A 21,227-nucleotide genomic window follows, 5' to 3' on the forward strand; every position below is an offset into this window, starting at 1 on the left:
GTTTCGCGGCGGATTCGGGCAATTCTTGCAAGCGGACGCAACGCGTTCGCGCGTGTAGACCGTTGAATTTATCTGCCGGACCGGAGGCGGTGGACGACATCCGCCAGAGCCTGCAAATTGAACGGCTTCGCAAGACACGCGTCGCAACCCGCCTCTTGCGCGAGCGCTTCTTCCTGCGCGACCGGACGGCCAGTGAGCGCCGCAATGGGAATCGCCGAGCACAAGGGCAGTTTTCTCAGCGCACCGACGAGCTGATAACCGTCCATGTCCGGCAAGCCGACATCGGTAACGACGAGATCGAACTGCGTTTGCGACGCCTTCTGCAGCGCATCGTCCCCGTTCGCCGATGAAACCACGTGCGCTTCGTACAGCGACAGAAGGTCGGCCATCGCGGTCAGCGACTCTTCGGAATCTTCGACCAGCAGAATGCGCAGGTTCCTGAACACGGAGAGATCGGCGGGCATGTCGCCGGGCTGCCGGCGCACGAACGACGCATCCGCGGGAAGCGACACCACGAAGCGCGTTCCGCGTCCCTCGCCATCCGAGAACGCCTCGGCTTTGCCGCCGTGCAGTTGCGCCAGTTGCCGCACGAGCGACAGTCCGATGCCCAGTCCCCCGGGCCGCGCGCGGTAGGGCACGTTGGGCGTCTGCTGGAACATGTCGAAGATGGACGTAATGGCGGCAGGCGCGATGCCGCAGCCGGTATCCATCACTTGCAGCCGCACGATATCGTCGCGCTGTTCGAGCGTGACGGTGACACAGCCGCCTCGCGGCGTGAACTTGAGCGCGTTGCTCAAGAGGTTCCAGGCGATCTGCTCGACGCGGATCGCATCGCCGCGAATGAGCACGGGCGTCTCTGCAAGCGAAAGTCTCAGGTCGATGCCGCCTTCGTCGAAGTCGCGCTGCATCGCATCGGTGATGGAGCGGACGATGGCCGTCACGTCGGTCGGCGCGAAGCGCAACGAGAGCTTGCCCGTCTGGATGCGCGAGAAGTCGAGCAGGTCGTCGATGATCTGCGCCTGCGCGAGCACCGACTTCTGGATGGCATCCGACACTTCCTGAACGCGGCCGATGTGACGCGCTTCCGGAATGCGCGCGAGAATCTCCGCCTTCATGTGAATGAGATTGAGCGGGTTCTTGAGCTCGTGCGACAGCACGGCGATGAACTCGTCCTTCAGGCGGCTCAGCTTGCGTATCTCGATGTTGTTCGCGCGTTCCCGTTCGATCACGTTGTCCTTGCGGCCCTCGGCGATACGGCGCTGCGTCGCGTCATGAACGATCTTCGCGTAGCCTGCGAAGCCGGACGCCTCGATGCGGCTCAGAAAGCCGCTGCAGAAGACAGGCGTGCCGCGTTTCGTGGCGTGCCAGCGTTCGTCTTCCGTGCGCCCGCGCTCGCGCGCCTTCTTGCGTTCGCGCACGGGCACGCCGTCGGCGAGGTCCTCCGGCGTGTAGATCGGGTCCAGATGTTTGCCGACCATCTCTGCGCTGTCGAAACCGAAAATGCGCGTGGCTCCGACGTTCCAGCTCACGATGGTGCCGTCTTCGTCCATCACGATGATCGCGCAGTCGAGCGTGCCCTGCGCCGCGAGCCTCAGCTTTTCTTCGCTGACTTGCGCCTGGTCCTGCGCAGCCTTTTGTTCTGTGATGTCGATCAGCGCGAGCACCGCGCCGTCGATGCGGTCGTCGTCGGTGCGGTAAGGCAGCACGCGGGCGAGCAGCGTGCGGCCGTCCTTGCTCTTGACTTCTTTCTCCGAACGCTTCAACTGTTCGAACGCGTCGCGAAGATCCTGGAGCATGTCCGGATAATCGAGCTGATGCGTCAGATGTTCGAGCGGCCGCCCCTGGTCGATAGGTCGTATGTTGAAGAACGAATCGGCAGGCGCCGTGTAGCGCTTGATCCTCAGCGTCCGGTCGACGAACACGGTCGCCACGCCGACGAGCGCGATCAGATTCTGGAGGTCGTCGCTGACGCGCGACGATTCCTGAACCTTGGTCATCAATTCGGCGTTGACCGTCAGGAGTTCTTCGTTGAGCGACTGCAATTCCTCGCGGCTCGCTTCGAGTTCTTCAGTCGCCGAACGCAGTTCCTCGTTCATCGCCTGAAGCTCTTCGTTGGACGCTCGCAGTTGCTCGCTCGATGCCTGCTGATTATCCATGGACGTGCGCAGCCGTTCTTCACTTCCCTCCAGCGCCTGTCTCAGCGAGTCGAGCGTTTCCACACCAGTCGAGGCGCGCGGCGGATCGGCCGCGTCGCCGGGCGCGGGAAAGTCGCAAATGACCGACACCAGTTCCTGCCGGTAGGCGAAATCGCGATACGGCCGCAGCGAGAGGTCCGCGTCGAGCTCGCCCGCCGCGGTCACGAAGGGAACGGAGCGTTCGTCTTCGCGTCGCTTGCCGGCGATGCAACGCTCTGCCGCCTGCCGCACGCGCTCCTCGGCATCCCGGCGCACGATGTCGAAGAGGTTGGTCACGCGCTCGTGACGGACGTTTTCGGTGAGCGTATCGGCGCGCGCCGAGCGATGCACGATGGTGCCGTCGGGGCGCATCACGATGACGGCGGGGCCGAACAGGTCGAGCGCGCGTGCCTGGCTCGGCAGACGCAGATCGGCGCGGCGGCCCTGCGAAGCATCGTGAAAGAAGGTCTGTCCGCCGAAAGCGGGGCCTTCGCTTTCTTCCTTATCGGCGAGCAGTCCGCTCGTGGCCGAGGCGATGGCCTCCGCGGAGCTTGGCCGCGCGCGGTAGATCCGCCGTTGCTTGTCGACAGGGCGGAACAGTTCCTGGGCGAAGTCGGCGGATTCGGCGGTGCCGAGAAAGAGGAAGCCTTCGTGCGGACGCAACGCGTAGAAGAAGGTGTCGAGCACCTGCCTTTGCGCGCGGCGGTCCATGTAGATGAGCACGTTGCGGCACGACACGAGATCGATGCGCGAGAACGGCGGATCGCGCAACAGGTTGTGAGCGGCGAAGATCACCGTATCGCGCAGCGACTTGACGAGCCGGTAGCGGTTGCCGTCCCGCGTGAAATACTGGCTGAGGCGCGCCGCGCTGACATCGTTCTCGATGGCGAGCGGATAGCTTGCCGAACGCGCGACCGCAATGGCGCGCTCGTCGATATCGCTTGCGTACACGGTCACCTGAACGCGATGCGGCAAACGGCGGACGGCTTCGTCGAGAAGAATCGCGATGGAAAAAGCCTCTTCGCCCGTCGCGCACGCCGGAACCCACGCGCGCACCTTGTCGCGGCCGCCCAGGGTGTTCATCAGTGCGGGAATGATCGTGTTCTCGAGCGCGGCGAAGGCCTCCGTGTCGCGAAAGAAATGCGTGACGCCGATGAGCAGGTCGGCGAGCAGCTTGGGTGTTTCTTCGTTATGCCGGGCGAGATAGTCGCGATAGGCGGCCGCGGTCGCGAGTCCGTTGACCTGCATGCGGCGCTCGATACGCCGCACGATCGTGCCGCGCTTGTAGCTCGCGAAATCATGGCGCGTGCGGGCGCGCACGAGGTCGAGCACATCGTTGATGGCGTCGATGTGCGAGTTCGGCAAGTGGGCGTCGAGCGCGGGCTCGTCGTCGGACGGCGCGGGAAGCTCGATCTTCTTCGCGTTCAGCGAAAGCGCGAGGACCTTCGGGATGATTGCATCGAGCGGCAGAACGAGGTCGACATCGCCTGTGCCGATCGCGCTGCGCGGCATCTCGCCGTATTCGGCCTCATCGGGACGCTGCGCGATGGTGACGCCGCCTCGTTCGCGCACGCGCGAGATGCCGACCGAGCCGTCCGCACCCGATCCTGACAGCACGACAGCGAATGCGCGCGCGCCATGCGCGTCGGCGAGGCTGCGGAAGAACACGTCGATGGATGTCGGCGGCGTGCGGGGCAGATTAGGCTCGGAGAGGCGCAACTGGCCGTCGATCATCGAAAGATGCTTGCCGGGCGGGATGACGTAGACCGTGTCCGGTTCTAGCAGGACCGGTTCGTTGACCTGGCGCACGCGCAAGGGAGTCACGCGCTGAATGACCTCGTGCGCATGGCTCGCGTGATTCGGCGATAGATGCAGCACGACCACGAAGGCCACGCCGGGCGACGCGGGCGCCGCCTCGAAGAGCCGCAAAAGCGCCTGAACGCCACCGGCCGACGCGCCGATTCCCACGACCGAGAAGGTGGGGCCTGTGCGTTTCGGGTGGTGTTCTGTTGCCTTTGCTTCCATTGTCTGGCCTCCGCGATAACCGGGGACGGTCCGGCTTCGCTACTGTGCAATGTATGAGACGGATAAGCAACGGTATTGCGCGGTGGGGAGAGGATGATGTGGCGGCATGCACCGCGTTCAGCGGTGAAGAAGTTGACGTGTCGACAGGTTTTACGCTGTCCAGGAATTGTCTATGCGGCCCTCGGCATACTTGTGGTCGCGCGTCCGTTCGCGCGCTGGTTGTTGCCGGTATCCATGAGCACGTTGCGTATCGCAGGGCGGGGTGCGTTGTATCTTGTAGGCAAACGTCTACCAACTCACTGCGGCTGCATTCATTGTAGAGGCGACGTGGATCGCCGCACGTCGGCCTCGCGCCGAACTCACCGGCCCCCTGTGCCGCGGACGCCGCCCGGGAGGGCGGCTCGCAGCTTCGTTATTGCGTCGTCGTGGCCGAGCCCGTCGAGCCGCTCGAACCCGCAGAGCCGTCGCCCGAGACGTTCGCTTTCTTGCTCTTCGAGTGCTTGCGCGTGGCATGCTTGCCTGTCGGGCCGGCCGGCGAGCCGGTTTCACCGTTGCCGTTCGGCGTTCCGACGCCGACCCCGCCCTGGCCCGCGCCGTTGCCGCCCGGCAGGCCGCCGCCCGAGCCTTGCGCGAACGCACCGCCCGATACGGCCAGCACCAGTGCGGATACGAGAATGCTTATCTTTGCCGTCTTCATAAGGTCCTCTTGAGGAATGGTGGTCACCCGCAGAACGTCGATGCAGGCCGGTGCCGTCTAATGCAATTGTTGTGCCGCGGCACGGCAGCGTAGGCCGCGATCGTATCGGGGACTGAGGACGATGGTGTGACGAGCCGCACAGCGCCGCTGACCCGAACGATTGATTCGGGGCGACGTCAGGCTCGACGGTATGTCGGGCTCTGCGCGTCCTTGCTGAAGGTGCAGCGAAGGCGGCCGGGCCGAAAACGCGGTGCTTGGAACATGCCGCGTGATCGTCGCAGCAGGGCGTAAGCCGCCGCGACGATCACGCTCACAGGCGGATCAATCGCCCCGATCACCGTGCCGGTCGCCGTTGCCCCGCAGCAGCAAGGACAGGTCGATTGCGTTGGCCATCGCCACATATCCGGCGTCGTTCGGATGCAGATGGTCGCCGCTGTCGTACACCGCCTGCATGTCGTTGGGATGCGCCGGATCGCGCAGCACCGCATCGAAATCGACCACTGCGTCGAACGCGCCGCTCGTGCGAATCCATTGGTTCACCGCATGACGGATCGCTTCTTTCTGCGGCGTCCAGTAGCCCTCGTTGGCAGTGCCTTGCAGCGCGTTGCGGAAGGGCGTCAGCGTGCCGCCGATGATCTTGATGCCGCGCAGATGCGTGCGCGCGATGATCTGCCGGTAGCCGTCGATGATCTCTTCCGCGGACACCACGCGTCCCGAAGGGTCGAGCGCGGTGTTCGGCCAGCCGATGTCGTTGATGCCTTCGAGAAAGACGACCCACTTGACGTCCGACTGACTCAGCACGTCCCGGTCATACCGCGCGAGCGCGCTCACGCCCGCGCCGTCGCTCACCACGCGATTGCCGCTGATGCCTTGGTTCAGCACCGCGTAACCGCGCCGCGGCCCTGCGCTATTGAGGCGCGCGGAGAGATTGTCGGGCCAGCGCCGGTTCGCATCGACGGTCGACGAATAGCCGTCCGTGATCGAATCGCCGAAGGTGACGACGGCGGGCGTCGGGCGATCCGTATCCGTTAGGATTGCAGATAAAAAGAAGCGATTCGTATACTTGTGAGGAGAAGGCTGGTCGGGCGCCGCGGTGTTGTCGCCGCTCGACACATAGGCGTTCTGCATGGCGAGCTGATGCACCGTATAAGCGGGCGTGGCGTCGGGCAGGAACAGGCTGATCGCAACGTCTGACAAGGGCGCGAGCCGCATGTCGATGGGATCGCTCAAGATCGGCGCGCCTGCATACAGCGTCACGGTCGTCTTGCCGCCGAACGTCAGCGTGCGGTCCGTGTTGGGCGCGATCTTCGCGCCGCCGGCAGACAACGCGATATGCACAGGTCCCACAGTCACCGGCGCGGTGCCGAACTCATTCGTGAGCCTGACGCGCACGCGATCGCCGCCGACGCTCACGTGCTCGATCTGACGAATGGTCGTCGCGGCAGGAAAGTTCTGCGGCGTCGTGATGTTGTTGTTGCGATCGGGACTGGCGGTCCAGGTAGCGACCCAGCCGTCTCGTGCTTCTGCATCCGGGCGGTCTGCCGATGCCAGGGGCGCGACGAGCATCAGCAAGGCCGTACTGCACGCGGCCAGCACGCGGCATGAGGCGTGCGGGAAGAATGCGTCTTTCATGTGTCCCTCCATATTCGTTCGTGTTTGTGTACATCAGGAAAACGAAGTAAATATGGACGACACATCGACCGATGTCACTATCGTTTACCCGCGACGATGCGGGTCGTCGGGAAAGGACGGTAGGGCCGTTGCAGTGACGGCGGAGCTTCGTTTGTATGACGAACGCGAAGCGTTCACCAGACGTAGCGCGCGCCGAGCAAGCCTTCATATGCGTGGAAGCCGCCCGCGCCTTGCTGATATCCGAGATTGCCCCACACGCGCCACTGCCGGCCAATCAACCCTTGCGCACCGATCTTCGCTTCGAAGCGGTTCCTGGGGCCGTCTTGCGACACCGTGAAGCCGTTGAACGCAGCGCTCGCCACTCGCGTGTCGTGCAGCCAGTTCACTTCGACGAAGGGCAGCCATCCCGGTGCGGCCGTCGACCCCGGCGCATGAAAAAGCCGCATGCCGAGCCGCGTCGTCCAGTTGCTACCGTTCGGACTCCTGACGACCGTTCCACCGGCCTCGATATGATCGTCCGCGTGATAGTGACTGTAGACCAGTTGCGCTTGCGGTTCGAGCAATACCGGACCAGTCGACGTCTGACCGAGCGGAAGCGCCCAGCCGCCTTCCACCGATGCCGACCACACGTGACTCGCGTAGCTTTCGCCGGCGAGCGCATCGCCCTTTACGCTGTTGTCGAAGTGGCCGTACTGCAGCCACGTATCGACGTAAGGACCGGCTACGGAGTACGCCGTGCCGTGCCATGTCGCGTACAGGCCGCCGCTCAGACCATTCGTGTTGCCCCGCGCTTGTGCGCCGCCGTTGCGCGCTCTTGCATCCGTCGTCGACGAGCCGTAGCCCGCCATGACGCCGACTTGCCAGCGATGTCCGTCGCGCACGCGGTTGACCACGTCGATGCCGGCCTGGACGATGGCCGTATCGGTCGATTCGCCGATTCTTCCGCCCGCCGCTTCGCCGTCGACATGCGCGCCGCGCGTGCGCGCCCACGCGGTCGATGCGCCGCCGCCTTCGTGCTGCGCGGCAAAGGGATCGGCGAAACCGGCGCGGTCATGCAGCGTCATCCTGAACATGCTGGCCGCCGCCTGTTGATTGCCCAGGTACGCGCCGGGCTCGGGACGCGGCGCGGGGGAGGGGCCGTCCGACAGCGAACGCAGATACCAGTCCCCGCCGGCTTGCTGCAACACGTATTCGTAGGGGCCTGCGACGAGGCGGCCGTCGAGCTTGAAGACGCCGCTCGACTGGCCATCGACTTCTACGATCTCGATGCCCTTGGTCGTCGCCGCCCCCGCGCCGCCCGCGTTCGTCACCTTGACGCGCGTCTGGCCGGACGTGTCGCCGCGCACGATCAGCCGGTCGGTGGCCGATCCGTCGCCTGCGAGCACGGTGGACAGCGCCAGCGTTCCGTTATTGCTCGCATAGTTGCCGTTCACGGTCAGCACGCTCGCGGGCGCCGGACTGGCCATGCGAATCTCGCCGTTATTGACTAGCGCGCCTCCTACCGCGAACTGACCGGCCGGCCCGCTTTCGAAGCCGGGCGCGGCATCGGCCACGGCGAAAAGGCCGTCGTTGACGATGCTGCCGCCCACCGCGCCGTAACCGCCGAAGGTCGCTCCGGGCGCGATCGTCACTTGCCGGGTATTCGCGAGTTGCGCGCCGCCCGCGAGCACCAGCGCGCCGCTGTTGACCGCCGTGTTGCCGCCGTAGGTGTGGGTGCGGGTGAGCGTCACCGTGCCGCTGCCTTGCTGGACGACATCGCCCGATCCGGTGATCGCGCCGCCGTACGCGACGTTGCCGCTGCGATCGAATACGAGCGTGCCGTCATCGACGATATCGCCCGCGACGCTCCCGCTCGCACCCCCGGCGCCCAGCCGCAGCGTGCCGGCGGCGATGGTCGTGACGCCCGCGAAGGTGTTGTCGCCCGCGAGCGTCAGTGTGCCCGCGCCGGTTTTCGTGAGACTTCCCTCGCCGCTGATGATGCCGCTGAATGTGGTATCGGCCGCGCTGTTCACGTTCAGCGCCGCGCCGCCGAGCGCGACGCTGCCCGCGCCCGTGAGATTGTTCACGTGCTGGGCGAAGCCGCCCAGGTCGAAGGTGGCGCCTGATGCCACGCTCAGCTGCGAGCTCCGGGCGATGATGTCCGGCGCGCCCGCGACGAGCGTTCCGCCAGTCACCGAAGTGGCGCCGCTATAGGCGTTCGCCTTCGACAACTGGAGCGTGCCCGAGCCGGCCTTGGTGAGCGTCTTGCCGTCCCAGCCGGTCGCGGCGTTGGCGGCCTGATCGGCCAGGACGATGTCCATGTCGAAAGAATCGCCCGCGTCCGGCAACGTGAACACGCCGTTGGCTGATTGAGGCGTTGCGCTGAGCCCGGCGTACCACGTCGGCGCGACGGCGACCACGAAGGTCTGCGGCGTGTACCCGCTTGTCAGGGTCAGGAAATCCGGCGTGGTGACCGATCCCCCGATGCGCGTGGCGCCGAACGTTCCGGTGAGACCGCCGGGCGACGCGGTCCGAATCACCGTGAAGACGCCGTTCGCGAGTTCATGCGCACTCGCCGACGCGGGCGCCGAATAGCCCGCCAGATTGAATATTGCATTCGGCGCGATGGATGCAGTATTCGCTTCGATCACCGGGCCGGCCGGGCCGGCTATGCTGTCCAGCGTGCCGTTCATCGAGAAATTGCGGCCGACGGCCAGTTGCGATTGCGACGAGACCAGCGTCGTCGCGCCGGGTGCCGTCGCGAAATCGCCGGTGGTCGTGAAGACGCCGCTGCGCACGAAGCCCAATGCGCCTGCATCGACGGATACGCTGCCTTGCTGCGATCCCGCCGCCAGGAGCGCGACCGCGCCGCTGCCGGTCTTGACGAGCGCGCCCGGCCCCGACAGCACGTTGGGCACGATGCCCGCGCTCGCGAAATCGAGGTGCAGCGTTGCGCCGTTATTGACCGGGCCGGTCCCGAGCGCCCCGCTGCGCTGCGCGACGAGCGTGCCCGCCAGCACATCCGTGCCGCCGCTGTACGTGTCGATGCCACCGAGCGCCAGTGCCCCTGCGCCGCTTTTGATGAGGCGGCCGGTGCCGGCGATTGCCCCGTCGAAGGCGGAATCGGCGGAGTTCTGTGCGGTCAGGTTCGCGCTGCCGAGCAGGACGCGGCCGCTGCCGCTCAGGTTGTTGATTTGCTGCGGCAGGCTGGCGAGGTCGAGCGTCGCGCCGCTGCCGACGTTGACGCTCCCGCTGTTGATGAGGGCGTTCGCCACGTCGGTGCGCAAAATGCCATCGTTGACGAGCGTTGCGCCGGTGTAGGCATTCGCAGCCGACAGAATCAGCAGGCCCGCGCCGTTCTTCGTCAGCGTGCGACCATCCCAACCGCTGGCGAACGATCCCGATTGATCGATGAGCGGGACGTCGACGTTGAAAGTATCGGCGGCGCTGGCGAGCGTGAATGTGCCGTTCCCCTGCGCTGCACCGGCGTGCCACGTCAGGCCGAGGCGGACGTCGTAATCCCGAGCGTCGGGCGTCTTCGCGCCTACCGGTATCAGATAGTCGACGGGACTGGATCCTCCGAAACGTACGCTGGTGAAGTCCCCGGACAGGCCCGCCTGGTTCGATGCATGCACGACGTTGAATACGGTATTCAAAAGACCAGTCGCTGACACGGGCACCGAAGGGGCGAAGCCGTTGATCAGCAGCGCACCGTCCAGCATGCCGCTCGACGCCGTAATGACCGGCTCTGCCGTGCGCAGTCCCACGATGAGCGTAGAACCCGGCTGCTGAGTGAAGCTGTTGGCGACGGCCAATGTCGAATCGGCGGACATGACGGTCAGCGCGCCGGTCTCCGTCGTATAGGTGTTTGCGGAAAACGCGCCCGGCTGGGCCAGCCAGAGCGCACCGGAGTTCACGCTCACAGCGCCTTGCGACGAACCGGCGGCCGACAGCAACGTCGTGCCGTTGCCGATCTGCATCAGCGTGCCGCCCCCGGAGAGCGTGGCGTCGAACCTGAAAACGTCGCCGCGATTGAAGCGCAGCAATCCGTTGTTGACGATGTTGCCTGTCACGTTGCCGCTACTGCCGCCTGTGCCCAAGGTGAGCACGCCGCCAGGAGATACCGTCGTGGTACCGACGTCGTTGGTCAATGTGTTGGCGAGTGCCAGCGTTCCGTCCACAAGGACAGCCGCCGACGATTGATTCGACATCTTGACGAAGCCGTTGAGCGTCCAATTGCTGCCGGCAACCGCGCTCAAGGTGGCGAATCCATTGGAGGCCGAATTGGTATTGAAGCTGCCTGTCTCGGTGCCCGAGCCGGTCAGGATAATCGCGTTGCCGGGCGCGAGGCTGAGCACGTCCGCACCGTTGCCGCCGTTCAGAACCGATCCTGTTCCAAGCGTCACCGTAGCGTTTGCGCCGCTCATCAAGACCGCCGATTGCGTCCCGCTGGAGATAACGCCACGGTTGTCGAGCGTCCCGCCGGGCCCGAGCGTCACGCCCGGGCTGATATGGCCGCGTATGATGCCGGTGCTGCTATTCGTTACGCTCGCCGAACTGGCTCCTTTGACACCGACGCCTTCGTGATATCCGTCGATCAGCCCGTCATTGTTGACGGTGATCGAACCGGCATCGACCAGTACGCCGACCCCATACGTCCCGTCTCCCGTGCCGCTTTTGATGACGCCGCCAGCGTGATTGTTCACCACCACATGACCGGACGTCTGCAGATAAACGCCGTTGGGTGTCGTGCCTATCGACGGACTAGCGTTCAACGTACCGAAATTGTCGACGACGCCGCCCGCTCCCGACTGATAGGCAACGGCGTGACTGGTACGCGCGCTGATGTCGCCCTGATTGGAGAGCGCGTTGTTATCTCCCGAGGTGAAGACGACGCCGAAGGTGTTGCCGAGCAAGCGCCCGGATGAAACGTTGGAAAGCGTGCCGGGCACGTTGAATCGCACGGCGGCGGCCACGTTGTCGACCGAACTGGTTATCGAGCCCCCGTTAGTCATCGTGACGGGAGCGATGCCGTCGACATTGATCGCGTTCTGAGTCGTGGTCGTGATGACCGTTGCCGCTTCGATTTGATAAACGGAATCAGTCGAAAGCGTCTGCGACGTGTCGCTCGACGTAACTACCGTCAGCGCGTGGAGGGGGAACGGAAGCCCAATGAGGATCGCCGCGGCGAGAGGGCGGACAGGGACAGTGTTAACTACATAGATGTGCTTATTATTTCGCTGTGTGCACATACCATCGCCTCACACTGTTACGCGGGAACGCAACGATGCGCGCCGCTGTTTCTAATGTATGGCCCGGGCGTGGAACGGGGTCATAGGAAACCCTGCGCGACGGCCAATGAGCAATGGCAGTATAGGTAAACGCGCGTGTTGAGCGTCGCAGCGATTCGCGCATGAGGCGGGACAACGATTTAGTCGGTCTTGCTTCATTTGAGGCAACGGCGATGCGTGTAAAGGGCGCGCTCGGTGATTGCGAATATGCCCCGATAGCGCTTGCCGTAGGTTTCAGCTAACGGCGCGTTGTCCCGAAGTGAAGGCTAAATGCGGTCACGCTGCGTTCGAGTAAGTTCGGCGGATCGCGGACTCATTCACGTCCGGCCAGCGACATGTTATTGCGGCCTCGCGGGCTCGCACTTCGGCGTCGCGCGGCAGCCGGCAATCTCTGCACAATAACTCACCGTGAGCGCGCTGATGGACGACCCCGTTTTGGCAAGAGCCCCATTCGCGCTTTGCAAGCACTAGGCATGCATATAGCGATCGACGACGCCAATACGGGATGTCTCGCCATACCGGCGTGAAGATGAATCGCTCTTTCGTGGCGCGCATGCTGATCGTCTAGGACAAACGGTGTGCCACTCCGGGAACGATGGTCCCTTCTCGCACACGTGGCCCTGTGATTGCTTAGAGTGAAGGGGTGGACGAAAGGGCGACATCATGATTCCCGAGGAAATAGCGACTAGGGAGCTTGCCAAAGCTGAGGCGGAGATCGCCAAGTGGGAACATCGGGTTCTCAGGCAGCGCAACCATATCCTCACGTATCCGCTCTTTGGCGGCATCGACATGGAGCTTTCCAAGCAAATTCTGGCGACCTTCGAAGCGGCCCTCGCCGACGCGTACAAACGGCGGGATCGACTACTTTGGAAATAGCCTCTCTATGCCCCAATGCACCGACGCGGCAGCGACGCGTTCGAGCAAGCGCGCTCAACCCGTCACGCGTACTCTAGACCGCCCTCGGCTATTAGCCCGTCGCTGGCGGCTACCATCCTTACTTCCCGTGCGCCGACTTGTCCGGGCGATCGAGGCTGAAGACACGCACGATCATCGCATCGATCATCCGAAAGAAGCCGTCCGCGCCATAACCGGCAATAAATGCGATTCCCGACGCGGAAAGCGTGAGCGCGCCCGAGCCAGAACTCACAGTTTGCGCCACCGAGCCTGGCGTGAAGAACAGTCCGACGGCGAGCCCTGCGATGGCGCCGAGGATCAGGCGAATGATAGCGAGCGTTTCATCGCGCGGCGCCAGAATGCTGCGCGTGATCCGGTCGCTGATGTCGCGCAAAAACGAGGCAATCGTGCCGACGAGGCCGAACAGCACCGGTAATACATAGCTCGCGTAGGCGGAGAGAACCAGCGTGATGGACTGGATGTTTTCCTGCGCCGCCACAGCGTTGCCGCCTTTGTTCTTCGTGAGCAGCATCGAGGAAATAGGAAACGGCATGGTGAGCCATGACGACGGCGACGTTTCGGCGAACGCCGCCGCATCGTTGATGGATTTCTCGTAACGCGCCTGATAGTAGGACCAGCGGTTGCAGAGAAGCCGGATCTGGCTGCTCTGCTGATCGATCTTCGAATCACAACGCACGGGTACGCTGTCGTGCTTTTGCTTGTCCTGCGCGAGTAACGAATTCTCCTTGTCTACTGCCGCGTAGATCTGGCTGGTCAGGTCTGCCGTGCTCTTCTGGTCGTCCTCGAAGCGGGACGTCAATTGCAAGCCGTACACGACGAGCCAAAGCAGGATCGCGGAGAAAACCGTGACCGCCGCGCCGATACGCGAAACGTTCCTGTGAAAGCAGCGGAAGCGCTTCGCGCTCGGAATGAGCCCCGGATATGCCGACCTCGCGACGACCGCGCGAGTCTCTCTGTCGAGCGTAACGCCGTCCTGCAGCGGCGTCGGCGAGTGGTGCTTCGGCCTGGACCTCTCTTCGAGGAACATGTAGGTGTAGGCAATCGTGACCCCGTTCGCGGGATAAGCAATCGAGTTGACCTTGTCCTTCACGCATAGAAGCAGGGCGGCGTCGTCGGCGCGATCGTTCAGGCTCTGATTCGGCTCCGGCGGATAACGCAAGGCGCAAATTCGTCTGATCACTTCGATCGGCGGCAGCACGGCCGGCGGACTCGTTACGCGATTGCCGTTATCAGTGTTCGCGTTCCCCTCGGCGCCCTGCCGAACCGGATACTTGATGTCTCCGATGTCCCAAATGTGCACGTCCGGACGTCCGGAAATGAAGTCCAGCAATAGCAGAACTTCATTGAGGTCGCGCTGAAGAATGAGTTGCTCCGCTGGGAACCTGGACTGCTCGAACGTGCCTGACGGCGCAGGCTCTGTCGTGGGCTTGATCGGCGTCACCGATGAAGAAGACGCGCTGGTGTCTCCCGGTACCGGATTCACAGTTATGGAGCTCATGGCATTTCCTTTCGATAGAAGTTTCGGTCGCCCAGCGAATCGCGAATCACTTCCAGGTGCGGGTGGCGGTCGTCGTCGCCGATTCACGCATTCAAAGGCACGCGCCTACCGACGGGCAAGAACGAAAGCCGGTGACATTTAGAACGATAGACGTTCGGCCGAAAGAAAGTAGTCCCCCTTTCGCAGGGTGCGTCTACGTCCGTGCGGGGGTAGACCGATCTCCGCTCGCTCCGGAAAGCGATAGGGTGCCGCGTTGGTCGTAAAGGCGAGTCCGGCACAAAGCAAGCAGGTCGCGTTGAGGCCGCCTACACGTCAATTCCCGATAAGTCGAAGTCCCTGCGCGAAGACGCGCGTCTTCACCGACTCACCGCTTTGGTCGACGCGGCTTCCCGGACGTTGATTCGAGAAGTCGTCGCACGGTCCGACCGGCGCGAGATCTCAGCGGCGGTTCGCCGTGCCGACGGGATCTTGCGAGGCGCCGCGCGCGGATCTCTACAAAATTAATTGGCTAAGTGGTTTTACCAATTTGCCAATTGCCGGCGGCTCCCTACACTGCGTCCTCGTCCATACACCGAAAAGAAAAATGAAGATCCTGATTACCGACTACGATTTCCCGGACGTCGAAATCGAGAAGTCACTGTTTGAGGAGGCGGGGATCGATGTCGTCGTCGCGCAGTGCCGTAGCGAGGATGACGTCATTGCTGCGGCCGAAGGATGCCAAGGGCTGCTCGTTCAATACGCGCCAATCAACGACCGCGTGTTCTCGGCAAGGCGGGAGATCCGGATCGTCAGCAGGTTTGGCGCAGGCTTCGATACCGTCAATACCGCCGACGCCAGAAGACACGGGGTATGGGTAGCCAATTCGCCGGATTACGGCGTGGGTGAAGTAGCAACCCACGCATTCGCGATGACGCTGGCACTTGTACGTCACGTCGCTCTTTACGACCGTGATGTGAAGGCGGGGAACTGGCACTACTCCAATCCCGGGCCACTGAAACGGGCCTCCGACATGACGCTCGGCATCGTCGGACTTGGTCGTATCGGCAAGCGGATGGCGCACATTGCCCGTGACAGTTTCGCTCGCGTCGTAGCCTTCGACCCCTATCTGATTGACGGAGATTTCCCTCCGTATGTCCAACGCGTAGACCTGCAGACGCTCTTTGAACGGGCCGACGCCGTGTCTTTGCACGTGCCGCTGACTCAAGAGACGACAGGCTTGGTGAAAGGGTCGCTGCTGAACCTGATGAAGCCTGGGAGCTACCTCGTCAACACCGCACGCGGTGGAGTCGTGAATATCGACGACGTGCTGACGGCGCTCGACAGCGGCACGCTCGACGGTGCGGCGCTCGATGTTCTCCCCGTCGAGCCGCCCCAAACGCACTCGCGCATCGTGCAGCACCCCCGCGTGCTGGTCTCGCCGCATGCCGCGTTTTATTCAGTCGTCGCGGGCGCGGAATTGCGGCGCAAGGCGGCTCAGAACCTCGTCGACTGGGCGCACAACGGACGTCCTTCGTACGTGGTCGTGGAAGGAAAGTAGAAGCGGCCGCAGCACCGCCCGCGCCGGAAAGGGCAGTCGACTACTGCCACGTCATTCAATCAAGAGGAATTCAATGCACAACAAGAAACTCAAGCACATCGCGCGCGTCGCCGCCACGCTCGCACTGGCCGCCGCGACATCGACCGCCCATGCGCAAGCTGCTGCCGGCGACACGTCGAAAGCGAAGATCGCACTGTCCAACAATTACGCTGGCAACTCCTGGCGTCAGGCGATGCTCAAGAGCTGGAACAACGTCTCGACGGCGGCGACCAAGGCGGGGGTCATCGCAGGCGCATCGGCTTTCACTACGTCGGGCAACCAGATTACGGAACAGGCGCAACAGGTCCAGAACCTCATCCTGCAAGGGTACAAAGCCATTGCAATCGACGCTGCGTCGCCGACCGCGCTCAATGGCGTCATCAAACAGGCATGCGACGCGGGCATCGTAGTCGTGTCCTTCGACGGAATCGTGACGGAGCCATGTGCATATCGCGTGGTCGTCGACTACAAGAAGATGGGCGAGATGCAGCTGGACTATCTCAGCGAGAAGGTCAAGTCCGGAAATCTTCTCGAGATTCGAGGTATCGCTGGCTCGTCGATCGACGAACAGATTCACGGGGGCATCGCGAGCGGGCTTCAGAAGCACAGCGGGTTCAGGACCGTCGGTGCGGTCTATGGCAACTGGACTCAGACGGTGGCGCAAAAAGAGGTGACGGGCATTCTTCCCACGCTACCCAAGATCGATGCCATCGTGACCCAAGGGGGCGACGGTTACGGCGCTGCGCAGGCGTTCAAGGCAGCCGGTCGGCCGGTGCCGGTCATCATCATGGGCAACCGTTATGAAGAGCTCGATTGGTGGAAGCAGCAATCGAAAGACGGGTACCAGACGATGTCTGTTTCCATCGCGCCGGGCATCTCCACCTTCGCATTCTGGGTCGCGCAGCAAGTGCTTGCCGGGAAGAAGATACCGCACGACGTCATCGTGCCCCTCGTCACGGTTGAACAGAGCAACCTCGATGACATGCTCAAGAAAACTCAGCCGGGCGGCGTAACGAATGTCGAGTACACACGCGACGATGTGGTGAAGCTGGTCGACAGCATGCCGAAGCATTGAGGGGCGAGGTTGCCGGCCTTTGCACGGCGCGCGGGGGATTCCCCGCGCGCATTCTTCGACGATTCGAGAGATAAGCATGTCCAGCACCATCGTTTCACTCACCGGCATTCATAAGCATTTCGGCAGCAACCATGTGCTCGATGGTCTCCATTTCGCGGTCGAGAGCGGGGAGTGCGTCGGTCTGCTCGGCCACAACGGCGCTGGCAAATCGACGCTGATGAATATTCTTGCGGGCACGCTTGCCATCGACAGCGGAGAGATGCGAGTGGGCGACCGGCAGGTCACTGCGTATTCGGTGAATGAGGCTCATCTGTCGGGTATTCGTTGTGTGTTTCAGGAGCTGTCGCTGTGTCCCAACCTGACCGTAGCCGAGAATGTCCGCGTATTGCACCATGGCTTGTCCGGGTGGGGCTGGCGCAAGCGCGCCGCGCGCCTCATCACGGAAAAGCTCGACGAGATTTTTCCGGGCCATGGGATTCGATCGGACGCGGTGACAAGCGACCTTTCGCTGACACAGCTTCAGATGGTCGAGATCGCGCGGGCATTCACTGAAGTAGACGTACCGGTCAAGCTCGTGCTGCTCGACGAACCCACTTCGAGTCTCGACTCGACAACGGCCGAGCAGTTACTGAACTACGTGCGGACCGCAACCGCGCGGCAGCAGGCAGTCATTCTGATTTCGCACATGCTCGGGGAGATCGTGCGCGCTGCTGACCGCAGCGTCGTGATGCGCGATGGCCGTGTCGTCGCTACGTTCAGTCGTGGGGCGACCAAGAACGATCTGGTCGCCGCGATGGGCAACGTTGCTGCCGAGACTCACGGTAGCGCCCCTGCACGCATGAGCAACACAGGCGAGCTACGTGTCGATCTCGACGTCAAGGGGCAACGCGTTACCGCCCGCAAGGGGGAGATCATCGGCCTAGCAGGCCTCGCTGGTCATGGCCAGACAGAAGTGCTGCTTCAGGTCTTCGATCAAGCGCGGCGACGATCGTCGATCGCACGCGGCGCGGTTGCTTTCGTCGCAGGAGATCGCGTGAGAGACGGTGTGTTCCCGTCGTGGTCCATCGGCGGGAATCTGTCGATTAGCGCAGTGCCGCGGCTCGCGAGCGCAGGCTTTATTCCGCTCGAGGCGGAAGCCGCTCTCGGCGAGGCATGGCGGGACCGTATACGGATCAAGACGATGGATATGAACGGACCGATATTGTCGCTATCCGGGGGCAACCAGCAAAAGGTTCTATTCGCACGGGCACTCGCGGCCGACGCCGATATCGTACTCATGGACGATCCGCTGCGAGGCGTCGATATCGGCACGAAACTGGAGGTCTATCGGTTGATCCAGAGCGAGGCGGAGCAAGGGCGGACTTTTCTCTGGTACTCGACTGAGCTGGATGAGTTGGTCTATTGCGATCGCGTCTATGTATTTCGCAGCGGGCAGGTGACAGGCTGCTTTTCTGCCGACGAGTTTTCGGGGGAGAGGGTGATCAAGGCTTCATTCGAGGAGGTGGCGCTGTGAACGCATTGCTCCAGCCCGCGCGGCTGCGCGCAGCATTGCCGGTGCTTTCGCTGCTGATCGTTGTATTGCCGATGTTCTACCTGCAACCGCAGGCTTTCAGCTATTTCGGCATCAACACGCTGATTAGCCTGGCCGTTCCGATCGTGCTCGCGACAATGGCCCAGATGTGCGTCATCACCGTGAATGATCTCGATCTTTCTATCGGGAGCTTTGTCAGTTTCGTCGCATGCGTCGGTGCCTCGGTTCTCCAACAAAACACGGTGTTGGGCATCGCGACGCTCGCTGCGTGTGTCCTGGTCTATTGCGTAATAGGGATGCTGATCGAGTGGCGCAAGCTGCCCTCAATTGTCGTCACGCTCGGCATGTCGTTCGTCTGGCTCGGACTGGCGCTCTTGCTGATGCCGACGCCGGGCGGCAGTACGCCCGAGTGGCTGCGGCATCTGGTTCAGTGGCATATGCCGGTGATCCCGTTTCCGTTGGTAGCCGCCCTTGTCGTTGCTGTAGCGACGCATTTTTTCCTCATGCGCTCCTCGTGGGGCACGCTCTTGCGCGGAGCCGGCGGTAACGGTCGCGCGCTGGCTCGCGCGGGATGGTCGCTGCTGTGGGCGCGTGGCCTGATGTACGCACTCGCAGGCACCTTCGGCGTGCTGTCCGGACTGACGCTGGTCGGCTTCACGACCTCGGGGGATGCAAACATCGCATCGCGCTACACCATGATCTCTATCGCAGCGGTCATTCTCGGCGGCGGTGAATTCGTCGGTGGAAGGATCTCTCCGTGTGGCGCGGTCGTAGGAGCACTGACGCTAACGCTTGCAGCATCGCTGCTTTCATTTCTGGAAATCTCACCAACATGGCAAATCGGAGCGCAAGGCGCGATTCTTATCATCGTGTTGTCCCTGCGGGCAGTGATCGGACGGGCGCGAGCATGAATCGGATCGTGGCGGTTCGGGCGGTATTGAGCAAACCCTGGCTCTGGTCGTATGCCGGCGCGTTGATGGTGTGGCTGATAACCATCGGTGGCGTACGGGGGCAAGGCGCTGGCGGCATTGTCGCTGCGGCATTGGCGTTCTCGGTGTTCCTGGTTCTGGTAGGTCTCGGGCAGATGCTCGTCATCACGTCGGGCCCCGGCAACATCGATCTGTCTGTGCCTTCGACGATTACGCTTGCGGGCGTCGTCTCGATGCAGTTGATGAGCGGCGAAAGCGGAATGATTCTGGCCGGCGCGCTCGCCGCCGTCGCTGTCGGCATCGCGGTAGGGAGCTTCAATTACGGCCTGATACGGTTGCTGCGAATTCCGCCGATCATCGCGACTATGTCGTCGAGCTTTCTGATTCAATCGATGGCGATCAGCTATAACGAGGGCGCACACGCGTTGCCGCCGTCGACCCTCGCCGCTTTCGCGAACGGCCGCGTCATGGGCGTGCCTTACACGGCGATCGGTGTCGTTGCGCTGGCTGTTGCGCTCGGTTACGTCACGACTCGCACCGTGTATGGCCGCTCGCTGTCGGCCATTGGCCAGAACGCGGGCGCGGCGCGCCTGGCCGGCATTAGGGTCGAGCGCACGCGCTACTTCACCTACGCCTTCTGCGCCGTGCTGGCTGCCCTCACCGGATACCTGCTGGCCGCCTTTTCGGGCGGTGCGACGCTCGACATGGGCGACGACTACATGCTGTCGTCGATTGCGGTGACGGTCATAGGCGGCACGGCGGTTGCCGGTGGCCGTGCCAGTGTGCCGGGAATCTGGGGCGCGGCGCTGTTCCTGTTTCTGATGGTGGCCATGCTCAACGCGCTAGGCGTCGGCGCGGGGCTCCGACTGGTCATTACCGGCGTACTCATCATCGGCATCATCATTTTCGCTAGTCATCCAAAGAACTGATTAGGAGTGCACATGTCTGCAGAAGGGTGCGGTTATGAGATCATCGACCCGGCATTTCGGGAACTCATTCTTCCCAATGCCTGGGTTGAAAAGCTCCATGGCGGCTGCCGCTGGGCGGAGGGTCCGGTTTATTTCACGGACGGCGACTATCTCGTCTGGAGCGACATCCCGAACAACCGGATGATGCGCTGGGTGCCGGACCTGGGCGTGTCGGTGTTCCGCCAGTTTTCGAACTACAGCAACGGCAATACGCGCGACCGTCAGGGGCGGCTCGTGTCGTGCGAGCAGGGCGGGCGGCGCGTCACGCGTACGCAACCGGACGGCACGATCGAAGTCATCGCCGACCAGTATCGAGGCAAGCGGCTCAATTCGCCTAACGATGTCGTGGTCGCATCCGACGACAGCATCTGGTTCACCGACCCGACCTACGGGATTCACAGCGACTACGAAGGGTATAAGGCGGAAAGCGAGATAGGCGCCTGCTATGTCTACAGATGGGACGCGCATAGCCGCGAGTTGTCAGTCGTCGCGGACGACTTCCTGAAGCCCAATGGCCTCGCTTTCTCACCGGATGAAAGCCGGCTTTACATTGCCGATACGGGCGCTACGCACACGGAAAACGGCCCGCACCACATCCGCGTATTCGACGTCGTGGATGGGGCGACGCTTACTAACGGGCGAGTATTCGCGGAAATCGATCCAGGACTCGCAGACGGATTTCGCGTCGATATACAGGGCAACGTCTGGACGTCGGCCGGCGACGGCGTGCATTGTTATTCTCCTGCAGGCAAGTTGCTCGGCAAGATCAAGATTCCGGAAGTTGTCGCGAACTTGACGTTTGGAGGACCGAAGCGCAATCGGCTTTTTATCGCAGCTACGAGTTCGATCTACTCGGTGTACGTTGGCGTCGGCGGTGCACAACGACCTTGACGCCATCTAACGGCGTACCGGCAGAAGGCTGACGAAAGAAACGGCA

The 21,227-nt window shown here is 62.9% G+C and carries 12 protein-coding genes; 7 read left to right on the plus strand and 5 right to left on the minus strand.

Annotated features, from left to right (window positions below):
* Nucleotides 1-68: 68 nt before the first annotated feature.
* From NCR35_RS23565 to NCR35_RS23580, 4 genes are all read right to left on the minus strand, one after another.
* Nucleotides 69-4,199, minus strand: coding sequence for a chemotaxis protein CheB (locus NCR35_RS23565; RefSeq protein ID WP_250536334.1), 4,131 nt, complete (start codon nucleotides 4,197-4,199; stop codon nucleotides 69-71).
* Nucleotides 4,200-4,611: 412 nt separating this feature from the next.
* A complete protein-coding gene (locus tag NCR35_RS23570; protein ID WP_250536335.1) occupies nucleotides 4,612-4,896 on the minus strand; it encodes a hypothetical protein in 285 nt (94 codons plus the stop codon).
* Between the two features lie 321 nt (nucleotides 4,897-5,217).
* Nucleotides 5,218-6,528, minus strand: coding sequence for an SGNH/GDSL hydrolase family protein (locus NCR35_RS23575; RefSeq protein ID WP_250536336.1), 1,311 nt, complete (start codon nucleotides 6,526-6,528; stop codon nucleotides 5,218-5,220).
* Between the two features lie 173 nt (nucleotides 6,529-6,701).
* Nucleotides 6,702-11,522, minus strand: a complete 4,821-nt coding sequence (locus NCR35_RS23580) for an autotransporter outer membrane beta-barrel domain-containing protein (protein ID WP_250536337.1) — start codon at nucleotides 11,520-11,522, stop codon at nucleotides 6,702-6,704.
* A 939-nt stretch (nucleotides 11,523-12,461) separates the two neighbouring features.
* On the opposite strand from NCR35_RS23580, the gene NCR35_RS23585 reads away from it, so the two are divergent.
* Complete coding sequence (locus tag NCR35_RS23585; protein ID WP_250536338.1) at nucleotides 12,462-12,674, plus strand: hypothetical protein; 213 nt, start codon at nucleotides 12,462-12,464, stop codon at nucleotides 12,672-12,674.
* A 118-nt stretch (nucleotides 12,675-12,792) separates the two neighbouring features.
* Here NCR35_RS23585 and NCR35_RS23590 read toward each other — a convergent pair whose 3' ends face one another.
* Nucleotides 12,793-14,211 (minus strand): hypothetical protein, encoded by a 1,419-nt coding sequence (locus tag NCR35_RS23590; protein ID WP_250536339.1) that lies wholly within the window; start codon nucleotides 14,209-14,211, stop codon nucleotides 12,793-12,795.
* A 583-nt stretch (nucleotides 14,212-14,794) separates the two neighbouring features.
* On the opposite strand from NCR35_RS23590, the gene NCR35_RS23595 reads away from it, so the two are divergent.
* From NCR35_RS23595 to NCR35_RS23620, 6 genes are all read left to right on the plus strand, one after another.
* Nucleotides 14,795-15,748: a C-terminal binding protein gene (locus NCR35_RS23595; protein ID WP_250536340.1), complete on the plus strand. Its 954-nt coding sequence runs from the start codon at nucleotides 14,795-14,797 to the stop codon at nucleotides 15,746-15,748.
* 73 nt (nucleotides 15,749-15,821) lie between these two features.
* Nucleotides 15,822-16,862 carry an ABC transporter substrate-binding protein gene (locus tag NCR35_RS23600; RefSeq protein WP_250536535.1) on the plus strand — a complete coding sequence of 347 codons (1,041 nt, stop codon included), beginning with the start codon at nucleotides 15,822-15,824 and terminating at the stop codon, nucleotides 16,860-16,862.
* A gap of 76 nt (nucleotides 16,863-16,938) precedes the next feature.
* Nucleotides 16,939-18,375: a sugar ABC transporter ATP-binding protein gene (locus NCR35_RS23605; protein WP_250536341.1), complete on the plus strand. Its 1,437-nt coding sequence runs from the start codon at nucleotides 16,939-16,941 to the stop codon at nucleotides 18,373-18,375.
* A gap of 71 nt (nucleotides 18,376-18,446) precedes the next feature.
* The gene (locus NCR35_RS23610; RefSeq protein WP_250536536.1) at nucleotides 18,447-19,304 is read left to right on the plus strand and encodes an ABC transporter permease; all 858 of its coding nucleotides are present in this window, start codon (nucleotides 18,447-18,449) and stop codon (nucleotides 19,302-19,304) included.
* Nucleotides 19,301-20,251, plus strand: a complete 951-nt coding sequence (locus tag NCR35_RS23615; RefSeq protein ID WP_250536342.1) for an ABC transporter permease — start codon at nucleotides 19,301-19,303, stop codon at nucleotides 20,249-20,251. The genes NCR35_RS23610 and NCR35_RS23615 overlap by 4 nt, the downstream gene beginning before the upstream one ends.
* A gap of 12 nt (nucleotides 20,252-20,263) precedes the next feature.
* Nucleotides 20,264-21,181: an SMP-30/gluconolactonase/LRE family protein gene (locus NCR35_RS23620; RefSeq protein ID WP_250536343.1), complete on the plus strand. Its 918-nt coding sequence runs from the start codon at nucleotides 20,264-20,266 to the stop codon at nucleotides 21,179-21,181.
* Nucleotides 21,182-21,227: the final 46 nt, after the last annotated feature.

The sequence above is a fragment of the Caballeronia sp. AZ10_KS36 genome (assembly GCF_023631105.1).
In the GTDB taxonomy this organism is placed as follows: Bacteria; Pseudomonadota; Gammaproteobacteria; order Burkholderiales; family Burkholderiaceae; genus Caballeronia.

Excerpts from the sequence above, each read along its gene's own strand:
- NCR35_RS23615 (WP_250536342.1), top strand. The coding sequence starts at position 19,301 with ATGAATCGGATCGTGGCGGTTCGGGCGGTATTGAGCAAACCCTGGCTC.
- NCR35_RS23585 (WP_250536338.1), top strand. The coding sequence starts at position 12,462 with ATGATTCCCGAGGAAATAGCGACTAGGGAGCTTGCCAAAGCTGAGGCG.
- NCR35_RS23610 (WP_250536536.1), top strand. The coding sequence starts at position 18,447 with ATGTTCTACCTGCAACCGCAGGCTTTCAGCTATTTCGGCATCAACACG.
- NCR35_RS23590 (WP_250536339.1), bottom strand. The coding sequence starts at position 14,211 with ATGAGCTCCATAACTGTGAATCCGGTACCGGGAGACACCAGCGCGTCT.
- NCR35_RS23600 (WP_250536535.1), top strand. The coding sequence starts at position 15,822 with ATGCACAACAAGAAACTCAAGCACATCGCGCGCGTCGCCGCCACGCTC.
- NCR35_RS23575 (WP_250536336.1), bottom strand. The coding sequence starts at position 6,528 with ATGAAAGACGCATTCTTCCCGCACGCCTCATGCCGCGTGCTGGCCGCG.
- NCR35_RS23580 (WP_250536337.1), bottom strand. The coding sequence starts at position 11,522 with ATGACTAACGGGGGCTCGATAACCAGTTCGGTCGACAACGTGGCCGCC.
- NCR35_RS23605 (WP_250536341.1), top strand. The coding sequence starts at position 16,939 with ATGTCCAGCACCATCGTTTCACTCACCGGCATTCATAAGCATTTCGGC.
- NCR35_RS23565 (WP_250536334.1), bottom strand. The coding sequence starts at position 4,199 with ATGGAAGCAAAGGCAACAGAACACCACCCGAAACGCACAGGCCCCACC.
- NCR35_RS23620 (WP_250536343.1), top strand. The coding sequence starts at position 20,264 with ATGTCTGCAGAAGGGTGCGGTTATGAGATCATCGACCCGGCATTTCGG.
- NCR35_RS23570 (WP_250536335.1), bottom strand. The coding sequence starts at position 4,896 with ATGAAGACGGCAAAGATAAGCATTCTCGTATCCGCACTGGTGCTGGCC.
- NCR35_RS23595 (WP_250536340.1), top strand. The coding sequence starts at position 14,795 with ATGAAGATCCTGATTACCGACTACGATTTCCCGGACGTCGAAATCGAG.